This window comes from Micromonospora sp. WMMD730 (genome assembly GCF_049178955.1).
Classification (GTDB): domain Bacteria; phylum Actinomycetota; class Actinomycetes; order Mycobacteriales; family Micromonosporaceae; genus Micromonospora; species Micromonospora wenchangensis.
Genome location: NZ_JBMHML010000002.1, coordinates 3,581,663 through 3,593,921, shown reverse-complemented (window position 1 = coordinate 3,593,921; position 12,259 = coordinate 3,581,663). Strand labels below are relative to the sequence as shown.

Annotated in this window: 11 protein-coding genes and 1 pseudogene; 7 read left to right on the top strand and 5 right to left on the bottom strand. The window is 72.8% G+C overall.

Translation table 11 applies throughout. From position 1 onward, the window contains the following. Positions 1-225: 225 nt before the first annotated feature. The 3 genes and pseudogenes from ACN265_RS15750 to ACN265_RS15740 form a co-directional block, all read right to left on the bottom strand. Positions 226-804, bottom strand: coding sequence for a hypothetical protein (locus ACN265_RS15750; RefSeq protein ID WP_421411735.1), 579 nt, complete (start codon positions 802-804; stop codon positions 226-228). A gap of 271 nt (positions 805-1,075) precedes the next feature. Beyond that, positions 1,076-1,216: pseudogene (locus ACN265_RS15745) on the bottom strand (GntR family transcriptional regulator); the annotation flags it as partial. 68 nt (positions 1,217-1,284) lie between these two features. After that, the gene (locus ACN265_RS15740) at positions 1,285-1,659 is read right to left on the bottom strand and encodes a winged helix-turn-helix transcriptional regulator (protein ID WP_420117785.1); all 375 of its coding nucleotides are present in this window, start codon (positions 1,657-1,659) and stop codon (positions 1,285-1,287) included. 72 nt (positions 1,660-1,731) lie between these two features. Here ACN265_RS15740 and ACN265_RS15735 point away from each other — a divergent pair, with 72 nt between their 5' ends. Beyond that, positions 1,732-2,142 (top strand): RidA family protein, encoded by a 411-nt coding sequence (locus ACN265_RS15735; RefSeq protein WP_357926723.1) that lies wholly within the window; start codon positions 1,732-1,734, stop codon positions 2,140-2,142. A gap of 139 nt (positions 2,143-2,281) precedes the next feature. Here the strand turns inward: ACN265_RS15735 and ACN265_RS15730 are convergent, their stop codons facing one another. Beyond that, positions 2,282-3,463 (bottom strand): ROK family protein, encoded by a 1,182-nt coding sequence (locus tag ACN265_RS15730; protein WP_204924487.1) that lies wholly within the window; start codon positions 3,461-3,463, stop codon positions 2,282-2,284. Between the two features lie 80 nt (positions 3,464-3,543). Here ACN265_RS15730 and ACN265_RS15725 point away from each other — a divergent pair, with 80 nt between their 5' ends. Beyond that, complete coding sequence (locus tag ACN265_RS15725) at positions 3,544-4,881, top strand: glycoside hydrolase family 43 protein (protein ID WP_363654264.1); 1,338 nt, start codon at positions 3,544-3,546, stop codon at positions 4,879-4,881. Between the two features lie 47 nt (positions 4,882-4,928). Here ACN265_RS15725 and ACN265_RS15720 read toward each other — a convergent pair whose 3' ends face one another. Further along, positions 4,929-5,966 carry a sigma-70 family RNA polymerase sigma factor gene (locus ACN265_RS15720; protein WP_421408385.1) on the bottom strand — a complete coding sequence of 346 codons (1,038 nt, stop codon included), beginning with the start codon at positions 5,964-5,966 and terminating at the stop codon, positions 4,929-4,931. Positions 5,967-6,039: 73 nt separating this feature from the next. On the opposite strand from ACN265_RS15720, the gene ACN265_RS15715 reads away from it, so the two are divergent. The 5 genes from ACN265_RS15715 to ACN265_RS15695 all read left to right on the top strand — a co-directional run bounded on the left by ACN265_RS15715 (position 6,040) and on the right by ACN265_RS15695 (position 12,241). Next, the gene (locus ACN265_RS15715; RefSeq protein WP_421408384.1) at positions 6,040-6,870 is read left to right on the top strand and encodes an alpha/beta fold hydrolase; all 831 of its coding nucleotides are present in this window, start codon (positions 6,040-6,042) and stop codon (positions 6,868-6,870) included. A 117-nt stretch (positions 6,871-6,987) separates the two neighbouring features. Then, entirely contained in the window at positions 6,988-10,065 is a 3,078-nt protein-coding gene (locus ACN265_RS15710; RefSeq protein WP_421408383.1) for a VWD domain-containing protein, read from the top strand. 336 nt (positions 10,066-10,401) lie between these two features. Next, entirely contained in the window at positions 10,402-10,944 is a 543-nt protein-coding gene (locus ACN265_RS15705) for a flavin reductase family protein (protein ID WP_204924483.1), read from the top strand. Between the two features lie 98 nt (positions 10,945-11,042). Next, the gene (locus tag ACN265_RS15700) at positions 11,043-11,177 is read left to right on the top strand and encodes a hypothetical protein (protein WP_421408382.1); all 135 of its coding nucleotides are present in this window, start codon (positions 11,043-11,045) and stop codon (positions 11,175-11,177) included. Then, the gene (locus ACN265_RS15695) at positions 11,174-12,241 is read left to right on the top strand and encodes an LLM class flavin-dependent oxidoreductase (RefSeq protein ID WP_421408381.1); all 1,068 of its coding nucleotides are present in this window, start codon (positions 11,174-11,176) and stop codon (positions 12,239-12,241) included. Before ACN265_RS15700 ends, ACN265_RS15695 begins: the two co-directional genes overlap by 4 nt. The last annotated feature ends 18 nt before the right edge of the window (positions 12,242-12,259 follow it).

Sequence of the window (12,259 nt, the reverse complement as noted above, 5' to 3'; positions counted from 1 at the left end):
CCCGGCCGGCTGGGAAGGTCCTTTGCGCATAGCGGTCGAGCTGTATGGTCAGCGCCTACGTTCGGGCCGAGTGGCCCACGTGGCAGCGACGGCGCAGAGCATGAGGCAGACGAACAGGCAACTCAGCGCGCCGCACAGAATCATGAGTCCAGCCCCGATCCCTTCCATGAGCATCAGCGTAGGCGCTCAGCCTTCCGTTCCCACAGCGTGCCCGATGCGTAGAGGTCACGAGTTCGATCCTGGGGAGTTGCGGACAGCGGCACGCCCGCTGAAGGCGAGGATGGTTGCTGCGATAATAGCAGGCACAAAGGATGCCACTAGCCCGATTCTGCCAACCTCAACCCATGTCGGATAAATCTTGGCGAATGCTGCGGGAAGTGCGTCATCAAACTCTGTCGGTTCGTCGGATAGCCATAGTCGCCATCCGGAACCGTAGCAGCAGACCACGCTGAGCAGGCTCGTTATGAGGGTGACCACCCTTGCGGCCTCGTGGCCCGTCCTGACCCACAGGGCAACGCCGGCCAATGTCGGTGCGAAGAAGAACGCATACCACAGGGTAATCCGGGCTTCGAAGTGGAAGTAGGACGCCTTGAGTGCGATCGAACTGCTGTCTATCGGTATGCCGGAGCGGTTCGCTGCGTCGTTTATGGCAGCGTTGATGTCCCCTTGGGTATATATTACGGAAATCGCCGCGAATATTAGCAGGGATGCCTGGAGGGTCAACAGCGCGCTTGCGATATTGACTCCCGGTGAGAGGCGTCGAGGTAGCCGCTCGCCAGTCGAGTTCGTGCTGGTTGGAGCCACGAGCCGATGCTATATGGCGATCAACACCAAGCGCCTGGCGGGGTGGTGGGCGGTGGTGGACCAGAATCGCAGGTGGCTGCGGCGTCAGCCTGGCGTCTTTCCGGTGGGGCCCCTGAATGCACTGCAAAGGAACGTTCCAAATCGACTCGTGCGGGGATGAGTGGCCGAAAGCCCTGACACGTCGTGCGTGCTCGACGGTATGACGCTGCATTTCCGGGTCGACCGTCGGTGTGGTGCGCCGAAGCCGTTCCCCGCTGAATGACCGAGGCTGGCGGGGGAGCGGCGTTGCGACGTAGACACCCTTGCCCTGCCTGCCGTCGATCAACCCTCCGGCTTTGAGGATGAGCATCGCGGCGCGGATGACGGTGTTGCTCTCCTCGTATCGCTCGCACAGGGCGGCGAAGGACGGCAGCACCCGAAGGTACGCCTCCAGCGCCTCGTCTGAGCGTCGCCCCGGGGAGGCGGCGCGATCGCGCGTCGTTAGTTGGTCTCGTCGTACGAACGGCGGGCGGCCTCGATGGCGGGCAGGTGCCGCCCGGCCCAGTCGAGGAGCACGTCGACCGGGTGCCGGAGGGTCTTGCCCAGCGGGGTGATGCGGTATTCGACGGCGACCGGCCGCGACGACAGGACGTGCCGCGCGACGATGCCGTTGCGTTCGAGCCGACGCAGGGTGGCGCTCAGTGACTTCTGGGACACGGTGGGGATGGCGTGGCGTAGCTCGTTGAACCGGCAGGGTCGTTCGCAGAGTTGGTTGAGCACCTCCAGTGACCACTTGTCGAGGACCTGGTCGAGCAGTTCGCGGTGTGGCGGGGTGATCCGGAGGGCTTCCTCCGGCAGGGGTGTGGTTTCGGGCATGACACCTAGTCTCGTTGAAGTTCCCTCGGGACACCAGGTATCCATGAGATACCAACGAGGAAAGGAAGTCAGATGGGTGTCCAGCTCTTCTCCGCGCCGGGCATGATGCAGCCCGTTCCCTACCACCACGTCGCGGTCGCGTCGGGGTCGCGCCACGTCCACGTGGCCGGTCAGATCAGCCGGGACGAGGCCGGCCGGCCGGTCGCGGCCGGCGACCTGCGGGGTCAGGTCGCCCAGGCGCTGCGCAACACGGGGTACGGGCTGGCCGGTGCCGGCGCGGGCTTCGCGGATGTCGTCCGCCTGACGTTCTACGTGACGAACTGGTCGCCGGAGCGGATCGGCGACTTCATGGCCGGGGTGGAGGATGTCGCGGCGGAACTCGGCCTGCCGCAGCCGTTGCCCCCGTCGTCGCTCATCGGCGTCGATTATCTCTTCGAGCCGGACGTTCTCGTCGAGGTCGAGGCGACGGCGATCCTGGACTGAGGTCCCGGTCCGACACGGCCTGTATCGGCGATCCAGTGGTATCCGAGCGCTCCGATACCGCTAAATCGGCCAGATAGCGCCGATCAGGTCGGGCCGGGGCGGGTCGGGGCGGGGCGGACGGGGGCGGGTGGGGTGGGGGTTAGCGGCCCTGGGTGAGGAAGCCTTCCAGGGCGAGGGTGGCCGCGCCGAGGCTGACCGGGTTGCCGGCGACGGGGGAGCGGACGATCCCGGTGGCGGCGAGCGGGCGGCGCAGCGCGTGCTGGGCGACCACGGCGCGGACCTCGTCGCGCAGCCGGTCGCCGAGCCGGTCGGCGACCCAGCTGCTGAGCACGATGACCTCCGGGTTGAGCAGGTTGACCAGGTCGGCGACGGCGACGCCGAGGTAGCGGGCGGTCTCGGCGACCACCTTCGCGGCGGTGGGGTCGTCGGCGGCCAGTGCGGCGGCGAGGGCGTCGAGGGTGGCGGTCTGGTCCTCGGGGTGCAGCAGCGGGCTGGTCGGGGCCAGGTCGCGCAGGGTCTGCATGATGCCGGGCGCGCCGACGTACGCCTCGACGCAGCCCCGGCTGCCGCACCGGCAGAGCCGGCCGTCGAGGACCAGGGTGGTGTGCCCCCACTCGCCGGCGCTGTTGCTGCTGCCCCGGTAGAGGGTGCCGCCGAAGGCGAGGCCCGCGCCGACGCCGGTACCCAGGTTGATCACGGCGACGTCGTCGCGGCCCCGGGCGGCCCCGGCCCACAGTTCGGCGAGCATCGCCGCGCGCAGCGGGTTGTCCAGGTGCAGCGGCAGCGGCAGGTGGTCGGCGAGCAGGTCCCGCAGCGGTACGTCGTGCCAGTTCCAGTTGGGCGCGAACACCGACACACCGCCCTCCCGGTCGACCTGGCCGGGGACGCTGACCCCGACGCCGAGCACCCGGGCCCCGGTGCCGGCCAGGACGGTGCCGATGCCGCTGACGATGTGCCGGACCACCTGGTGGGGGCGGCGTTCCAGGGGGCGTAGCGCCTCCTCGGCTCCGGTCAGCCGGGTCAGCGTGGTGTCGAAGAGGTCGACGTGCACGTACGTCTCGGCGACGTCGACGCCGACGAGCAGGCCGCCGTGCGGGTCGGCGGCGACCAGGCCGCGGGGCCGCCCGCCACCGGAGTCCTCCTGGCCGGCCTCGGTGAGCAGCCCGAGGTCGGTGAGTTCGGCGACCAGGGTGGCGACGGTGCCGAGGCTGAGCCCGGTGTCGACGGCGAGACGTTGCCGGCTGGTGGTGCCGGCGGCGACGACCTGCTGGACGACGGTGAGCCGGTTGGCGGAACGGATGTCGCGGGAGGTCCGGGCCATGGCGCTTATCGCAACACTTACGAAAACCATTGGCAATAGTGCAGGATGACAACCATCTATTTATAGAGAGAGGTGTGTCGATGGGACGTCTCCGGTACGGCGCCCTGGCGGCGGTGCTCTGCGTGCTCGGTGGCCTGCTGGTCGCCGGGCCGGCGCGGGCCAACGCCGCCGGGCCGGTCCCGCACTACCTGATGACCGCGTTCACCAACAGCAGCGAATCCAACATGTACGTCTACGACTCGGCCGACGCCACCCGGTTCACCCTCCAACGGGCCAACGCCTACACCCCGCCGTCCGGCCTGGTCCGCGACCCGAGCGTCATCCGGCACACCGACGGTTACTACTACCTCGTCTACACCACCGGCTGGACCGGCAACACCATCGGCATCGCCCGCAGCGCCGACTACCTGAGCTGGACCTTCCAACGCAACGTCACCGTCGGTGTCGCGCCGGCCAACGGCAGCACCTGGGCCCCGGAGTGGTTCGTCGACAGCGACGGCAGCGTGCACATCGTCGTCTCCGTCTCGCAGACCGGCACCGCCGGGCAGTTCCAGCCCTACCGGATCACCGCGACGAACTCCGCGCTGTCGGCGTGGAGCGCCCCGGCGGCGCTCGCCGGCATCGGCACTAACCACATCGACAGCTTCATCGTCAAGGTCGGCAACACCTACCACAACTTCATGAAGAACGAGACGACCAAGTACATCGAGCACGCCACCGCCCCCGCGCTGACCGGCCCGTGGAGCTGGGTCGGCACCGGCAACTGGGCCGGCTGGGGTTCCGGCCTGGAAGGCCCCGCCCTGGTCCGGCTGCCCGACAACCGGTGGCGCATCTACTTCGACCAGTACGGCGCCGGCCGCTACTACTCCGCCGACAGCAGCGACCTGTACGGCTTCACCGGCAAGACCGAACTGGCCGGGCTGTCCGGCACGGTGCGCCACTTCACCGTGCTGCGGGAGAGCGTCGGGGACTCCTCCGCCCCGCCCACCGGCAACCGCTCGCTGCGCTCGGCGAACTTCCCCGACCGCTACGTCCGCCACCGCGACAACGTGGCCCGCATCGACGTACTGGGCAGCGGCAGTCCGCTGGGCGACCGGCAGGACGCCACCTTCCAGATCGTTCCCGGCCTGGCCAACGCCGCCTGCTATTCGTTCCGCGCGGTCAACGGCTCCTACCTGCGGCACTGGGACTTCACGATCCGGCTCGCCGGCAACGACGGCAGTGCCGTCTTCGCCGGGGACGCCACCTTCTGCAGCCGGACCGGGTTGGCCGGGGGCGGCAGCTACTCGTTCGAGTCGTGGAACCATCCCGGCCGCTACCTGCGCCACTACGACTACGTGCTGCGGGTCGACCCGTACGCCGCCGGCAGCACCTTCGCCGGGGACGCCTCGTACACCCTCACCGCGCCGCTGGCCTGAGCGGGCCGACGCGCCGGCCGGTGGGCGCGAGCCACGCCCACCGGCCGTCAGCGGGTGGCCGGCAGGCCGAACGTCGGGAACAGGGTGTCGTCGAGGAACGACACGAGTTCGGCGATCCGGCCGTCGCGCACCGTCAGCACCGTGATCGACCAGGGCAGGTACGGGCCGGTGTCGCCCGCGCGCAGGTAGTTGGCCACCGCCGGCTGGCCGTTGGCGGCGACCGGCACGTGCCGCCACCTGCCGCAACTGCCCAGCGGCATCGCCCGCGCGAAGTCCAGCACCGCGTCCCGGCCGGCGTACCAGTGCGGCAGCGGCGGCATCGACCAGGTGACGTCCTCGGTGAGGAGGGCGACCAGGGCGTCGGCGTCGCCGTTCTCCAGCGCGGTGGCGTAACCGGCGGCGACCTCCCGCAGCCGGGCGTCACCGAGGGTCCGCAGCGCCTGCTGCTGGCTGCGGGCGGGCACCCGTTCGGCGACGACCCGACGGGCCCGCGCCAGCGCCGAGTTGACCGACCCGGCGGAGGTGCCCGTCATGGCGGCGATCTCGGCGGCGGTGAAGCCGAGCACGTCGAACAGCAGCAGCGCGGCCCGCTGGTTGCCGGGCAGGTGCTGCAGCGCGGCGACGAACGCCAGCTCGACGGCCTCCCGCTGCTCGTAGCGGGCGTCCGGGGCGGCCGGGCCGACGGCCAGGTCGGCGTCGGGGTAGGGGCCGAGCCACCGTACGTGGTCGGCGGCGACGCCGCCCGGCACGGCGTGCTCGCTGGCCGGCCCCAGGTCGACGGGCAACGCCCGCCGCCCCCGCCCGGTGGCCAGGTCCAGGCAGGTGCGGGTGGCGACGGTGTAGAGCCAGGTCCGCAGGGAGCTGCGCCCCTCGAAACGGGGCAGCGACCGCCAGGCCCGCAGCAGGGCCTCCTGCAACGCGTCGTCGGCGTCGTGCGGGGAGCCGAGCATCCGGTAGCAGTGCGCGTGCAGTTCCGGCCGCAGCGGCGCGACCAGCGCGGTGAACGCGGCGTCGTCCCCGCCCCGGGCGCGGGTCAGCGTCGCGTCGTGGTCGTCGTCCGTGATCTCGGCAAGAATCCTGCTCACGACCGACGATTCTGCCCCACGCCGGGAGTCTTACCGGGTAAGAGCCGCACGTCACGACCCGGAGGACCCGAACATGAGCAGTTCCACCACCGTCCCGGTGACCACCGCCACCCTGGCCGTCCCCGACGGGACCCTGCACTTCGAGGTACGCGGCCAGGGGCCCCTGGTGGCGCTGGTCGCCGCCCCGATGGACGCCCGGACGTTCGCCCCGCTGGCCGACCTGCTCGCCACCGACCACACGGTGCTCACCACCGACCCACGGGGCATCCGCCGCAGCCGGCTGCACGACCCCGAGCAGGATTCCACGCCCGAACTGCGCGCCGACGACCTGGCCCGGCTGCTGGCCCACCTCGACGCCGGCCCGGCGGCGGTGCTCGGCTCCAGCGGCGGTGCGGTCACCGTCCTGGCACTCGCCCACGCGCACCCGCAGGTGGCGCACACCGTGATCGCCCACGAGCCGCCGCTGGTGCTGCTGCTCGACGACCGTGACGAACTGCTCGCCCGGGAGGACGACATGGTCGCCACCTACCGGCGGGGGGACCGGCTGGGTGCCTGGCGGAAGTTCCTCGCCATCGCCAACATCGTCATGCCCGAGGAGATGATCCAGGGCATGTTCGGCCAGGAAACCGACCCGCAGGACGCCGCCGACGAGCGGTACCAGTACCTGCACACCCTGCGCGGCACCACCCGCTACCAGCCGGACGTGGCCGCCCTGCGCGACGGCCCGACCCGGGTGGTCGTCGGTCTCGGTGCGGACTCGGCCGGGGAGCTGTGCGACCGCAGCTCCCGCGCGCTGGCCGCCGCCCTGGGGGTGCCGCCCACCATGTTCCCCGGCGGTCACCTCGGCTTCGCCGACGACCCGGCCGGCTTCGCCGTCCGGTTGCGGGAGGTCATCGCCGGGTGACGGTGGGGTGACGGTGGGCGGCCGGGGTGGTCCGGGCGGCGGGGGCGGTCGCGGTGGTGGCGACCGATGCGCGACAGTCGCGCGGGGCGCGTGCGTCGCGGCCCTAGAGTGCCGCGCATGACGCTGATCGTGCGACTCGTCGGCGGGTGCGCCGTCCTCGTGGCGGCGCTGGCGGCGGGGCCGGTGCCGGCCCTGGCCGCGCCGCCCGCCGGGGGCCTCGGGCTGGACCTGCGGACCAGCACCCCCCGGTACGCCCCGGGCGAGCCGGTCCGGTTGACGTTCGCCGTCACCAACGACACCGGTACGGCCTGCGCGCTGGCCACCGTGGCCGACGGCACCGTGCAGGTGACCTCGGTCCGCCGGGACGGTCAGGAGCTGACCCCGAGCCTGGGCCGCAGCTTCTACGGCGACGGCATCGGTGCCGCCGCCACCGCCGGCACGGTCACCCTGGCACCCGGGCAGAGCGTGACCGTGGCACTGGTCGGCCTCCGGATGCACGACGGCGACGGCGACGACGCCGTGGTGCTGCGGTCGGTGACGGCGACCCCGGACGGCGGCGGGTTGGACACCCGGTGGCCGGTCGGGGCGGCCGGACGCTACGAGGTGACGGCGAGCTGGACGGCACTGCCGGTGACCGGCCTGGCCGACCCCTGCACGGGGACGACGGCACTGCGCACCGTCGGTTTCACCGTCGGCCGCGACACCGCCGGGCCGGGGTGGTGGCGCTGGCTGCTCGGCGGGGCGGTGCTGCTGACGGTGGTGGTCGGTGGGCTGGCGCTGCTGCTCCTGCGGCGGACCCGCCGCCGCCCGGCCGCCGCCGTCGTGCTGCTGTTGGTCACCGCCGGAGCGGTCGTCGGCGGCGACGTCCGGCCGGCACGGGCCGACTACCAGGTCGACCCGGGCGCCGGCGTGCCGGTCCCCGGCGTCGACTTCCAGGGCGCCGTCGACGGCTGCCTCCAGGGGTTCGCCGCCGCCGGCGGCGACCCGGCGGGCATCCTGCCCCGGCTGCGGGACGCCAAGACCCCCCGGGTGCGGATCATCCCCACCCCGGGCGGATCGGGCTCGTTCGAGACCCCGGACAGCAAGGACGGCAAGGGTTCCTCCACGGTGACCTGGAACCCGACCTCGGTCGACCCGTACGGCGACGGGGTCGCCCGGGACCCGTGCGCGGCGCTGTACCACGAGCTGAACCACTCCGACGACATTTCCCGCGACGCCGTGCCGCAGGGCGAGTGCGGGGGCACCGGGATCAAGACCGCCGAGGTCAAGGCGACCCTGGCGGAGAACAGGTACCGGGCCGCCAAGGGCCTGCCGCCGCGTACCGAGTACGACGGCAAGACCCTGCCCAAGAGCCTCGACGAGTGCAAGAAGCCCAGGAAGAAGACCCCGCCGCCCAAGGGGCCGGTGAAACTCTGCGAGGACGGGGGCGACTGCGGCGGCACCAACGGCGACCCGCACCTGGTCACCTTCGACCGGCACTACTACGACTTCCAGGCCGTCGGCGAGTTCGTGCTGGTCGCGTCCACCTCGGGTGACCCGCTTTCGGTGCAGGTCCGGCAGACGCCGATGGGTGACTCGCGGACGGTGTCGGTCAACTCCGCCGTCGCGTTCCGCACCGGCGCACACCGGGCCGCCCTCACCCTGGTCGACGGCCACACCGAGGTCCGCGTCGACGGCACGGCCCGGGACGTGCCGCCGGGCGCGACGGAGCTGCCCGGCGGGGGTCGGCTGACCCGCCGCGACTCCGACACCGGTGCCGCCGACGGCTACGACCTGCGCTGGCCCGACGGCTCCGCCGCCGCCGTCGACCCGATCGGCCCGTACGGCTACCGGGTGCTGGTGAAGCTGGACCCGGGCCGGGCCGGGAAGGTCCACGGGCTGCTCGGCGACTTCGACGGTGACCCGGCCGACGACGTCGCCGCCCCCTCCGGGGCCGCCCTGCGCCAGCCCGTGCCGTTCGAACAGCTCTACCCGTCCTATGCCGACGGTTGGCGGGTCACCGGGGACACCTCCCTGTTCAGCTACGCCGACGGGCAGGACACCGGCTCGTTCACCGACCGGGAGTTCCCGCAGCGGGAGGTGACCGTCGACGACCTCGACCCGGCCCGACGGGCCCACGCCGAGCAGGTGTGCCGGTGGGCCGGCATCACCGACGCCCGGCAGCTCGCCGAGTGCGTCCTCGACGTCGGGGTGACCGGCCGCCCCGAGTTCGCGGTCAGCGGCGTCGGCACCGAGCGGATCGTCCCGCCGGCCCCCGCGCCGATCGCCGCTACCCCGCTCGCCACCGGGCCGCTGACCCCGGGTGGTCCGCCGCTGACCTTCACCGCCCGGGCCGGGGACGCCGTGTTCGTCGACGTCGCCGGGTCCGGCCTGGCCGACGGCTGTTCCCCACTGCGGCTGCTCGACCCGAGCGGGACGGAGGTGGCCAGCGGCTGCACCGTCGGCGGCCTCGGCCACATCGACCGCACCGACCTCACCCGCGACGGCAGGTACACGGTGGCGGTCGACGCCGGTGCCGGCACCGGTCGGGCCACCGTGCGGGTCTACGCGGCCCGGGACACCACAGGCAACCTGCGACCGGACGCGCCGGCGGTCACCGCGACGCTCGACGTACCGGGCAGCCGGGCCCGGTACCGGTTCACCGGCCGGGCCGGCCAGCGGGTCTTCGTCGAGGTGCCGCAGAGCACCCTGCCCGACCAGTGCTCCCCGCTGGAACTGCTCGACCCGGACGGGCAACGGCTCAACGGCGGCTGCATCGTCAACGGCGTCGGCGAGGTCGACGGCACGCTGCTGCCCGCCGACGGGACGTACACCGTGCTGGTGGACCCGGTGGACCGCGGCGTCGGCACCGTGGCGCTGCGGCTGGCCGTCACCGCCGACCGGGTCGGCGCGATCGCCCTCGACGGCCCGCCGGTCGTCGCCACCGTCGACCGGCCGGGGGCGGTGCTCAGCTACCGGTTCACCGGCACGGCCGGCACGTCGGTGACCGTGACGGCCAGCGACGCCACGCTGCCCGACCAGTGCTCCCCGTTGACCCTGCGCGACGCCGACGGCGCGACGGTGGCCGCCGGCTGCCTGGTCGCCGGCGTCGGTGGCATCGGCGCGACCGTCCTGCCGGGCACCGGTGACTACACCGTCGTGGTGGACCCGTCGGGCGCGGTCACCGGCGCGGTCACCCTCAGCCTGAGCCGGTGACCGGCCGGCGGCGGGCCGTCCGCCCGCCGCCGGCCGGCCGGTCCTGACCCGTGGATCAGTGGGGGAGGGGTCGGCGTGGGACGGGGCTTGAAATCCTATCGATTCGATAGGAAACTGGTCCGGTGCTGCTCGTCCGGCTGTTCACCGTCCGCCGGGTCGTCGACCTGATGCGGGTCGCCGCCCAGCGGTGTCCCGGGCCGTCCCCCGCCGCCTGACCGGCTGCGGTCGCCGCACCACAGCGCTGACCGCCACCGCCGCCGGCAGGGCGGATCCCGTAGGCCCGCGCGGCGTCCGCCGTGCCGCCGAGACCCTTCGACCCCCGTGCGGGAGGCCCCTGTGACGACCGAGTCCGACCATCGTCCACCGCCGGTCGAGGCCGACGCCGACACCCTGCGTACGCTGCTGCGCCACCAGGCCAGCACCGTCGTGGTGGTCACCGCCCCCGGCGCCCCGGCGGTCGGCTTCACCGCCACCTCGTTCACCTCGGTCTCGCTGGCCCCGCCGATCGTCTCGTTCTGCCTGCACCTCGGGGCGTCGAGCTGGCCGACGGTGGCCCGCAGCCGGCACGTGGCGGTGCACCTGCTCGCCCACCACCAGCAGGACCTGGCGCGCACCTTCGCGACCAGCGGGATCGACCGGTTCGCCGCGCCGACCCGGTGGCAGGCCGGGCCGCAGGGGGTGCCGATCCTCGACGACACCCTGGCCTGGCTGCTCTGCCGGGTGGTCGAGCGGGTGCCCGTGGGCGACCACGCGATCGTGCTCGCCGAGCCGGAGCTGGTCCGGCACGCCGACGTGGGATCGCCGTTGCTCTACCACCGGGGCCGCTACGCCGGCCTGGCCGGCGGCCCGGAGGGCGTCACCCGCCGCCCCGCCGCCTGACGGCGCAACCTCGGTAACCCGATCCGACCAGGTTGACGTGGGCTCACCGCCGAGCTGACCGCCGCACCCGATCACCTGCCAGGACAGGAGAACCCGCCATGCCCCTCCGCCCCCTGCGGACCCTCGCCGGCCGCGCCACCACCCCGGCCACCATTGGCATCTTCCTGCGCAAGCATCTCGGCCTGAGGGCCGCCCGCCCGGTCACCCGGGGCGAGGCCCCGGTTCCGGCATGAAGGTCCTGCTGGTCACGCTGATCACCCACCTGCCCGACCCGGTCACCGGGCGACTGCGGAGCACCACCGGACGGTTCCGGGAGGTGGTCGACACCGCCGTGCTCGCCGAGGAACTCGGTTTCGACGGCTTCGGCGTCGGCGAACGCCACGAACGCCCCTTCATCTCCTCCGCACCGCCGGTGGTGCTCAGCCACATCGCGGCCCGGACCCACACCATCCGGCTGTTCACCGCGGTCACCACGCTGAGCCTGCTCGACCCGGTCCGCGCCTACGAGGACTACGCCACCCTCGACCACCTTTCCGACGGCCGGCTGGAACTGATCATCGGCAAGGGCAACGGCGCCGCCCAGGCCCGGCTCTTCGGCGTCACCGCCGAGGACCAGTGGGACCGCAGCCGGGAGGGCTACGAGCTGTTCCGCCGGCTCTGGCGGGAGGAGCGGGTCACCTGGTCGGGCCGGTACCGGCCGGCGTTGACCGAGGCCGAGACCTGGCCCCGCCCGTTGCAGGAGACCATCCGGATCTGGCACGGCAGCGCCACCAGCCGGGACTCGGTCGACCTGGCCGCCCGCCACGGCGACCCGATCTTCTCCGCCAACGTCGTCAACCCGATCGAGCCGTACGCGGAGCTGGTCCGGTACTACCGGCAACGGTGGGTGCACCACGGCCACGACCCGGCGGACGCCCTCGTCGGGGCCGGCACCGCCGGCTTCTACGCCGCCCGCACCTCACAGGAGGCGGTCGAGACGTACCGGCCGATCTTCGACGCCCGGGTCGCCGCGTCCCGCCGGCTCGGCGTGGAGCCGGTCTTCCCCACCATCGAGGACGCCCTGGCCCGCAGCTCCCTGCTGGTGGGCAGCCCGCAGCAGATCGTCGACAAGGTGCTGCGCCAGCACGGGCAGCTCGGCCACGAGGTGATGCACCTGCGGGCCGACCAGGACGGGCTGACCGCCGAGGCGCACCGGCGGAGCCTGGAGCTGTTCCAGGCGGAGGTGGCACCCGTGCTGCGCCGGGAGATCCCCAGCCGTCCCTTCCGTCCGCCGGCGTCCGCCGCCGCGCCGCTCTGAGCAGAAACGGGGTCACCC

What these genes read in the sequence shown, in the direction of transcription:
- ACN265_RS15700 (WP_421408382.1), top strand. Translation starts at nt 11,043, where the DNA reads ATGCCCCTCCGCCCCCTGCGGACCCTCGCCGGCCGCGCCACCACCCCG.
- ACN265_RS15715 (WP_421408384.1), top strand. Translation starts at nt 6,040, where the DNA reads ATGAGCAGTTCCACCACCGTCCCGGTGACCACCGCCACCCTGGCCGTC.
- ACN265_RS15695 (WP_421408381.1), top strand. Translation starts at nt 11,174, where the DNA reads ATGAAGGTCCTGCTGGTCACGCTGATCACCCACCTGCCCGACCCGGTC.
- ACN265_RS15735 (WP_357926723.1), top strand. Translation starts at nt 1,732, where the DNA reads ATGGGTGTCCAGCTCTTCTCCGCGCCGGGCATGATGCAGCCCGTTCCC.
- ACN265_RS15730 (WP_204924487.1), bottom strand. Translation starts at nt 3,463, where the DNA reads ATGGCCCGGACCTCCCGCGACATCCGTTCCGCCAACCGGCTCACCGTC.
- ACN265_RS15740 (WP_420117785.1), bottom strand. Translation starts at nt 1,659, where the DNA reads ATGCCCGAAACCACACCCCTGCCGGAGGAAGCCCTCCGGATCACCCCG.
- ACN265_RS15725 (WP_363654264.1), top strand. Translation starts at nt 3,544, where the DNA reads ATGGGACGTCTCCGGTACGGCGCCCTGGCGGCGGTGCTCTGCGTGCTC.
- ACN265_RS15710 (WP_421408383.1), top strand. Translation starts at nt 6,988, where the DNA reads ATGACGCTGATCGTGCGACTCGTCGGCGGGTGCGCCGTCCTCGTGGCG.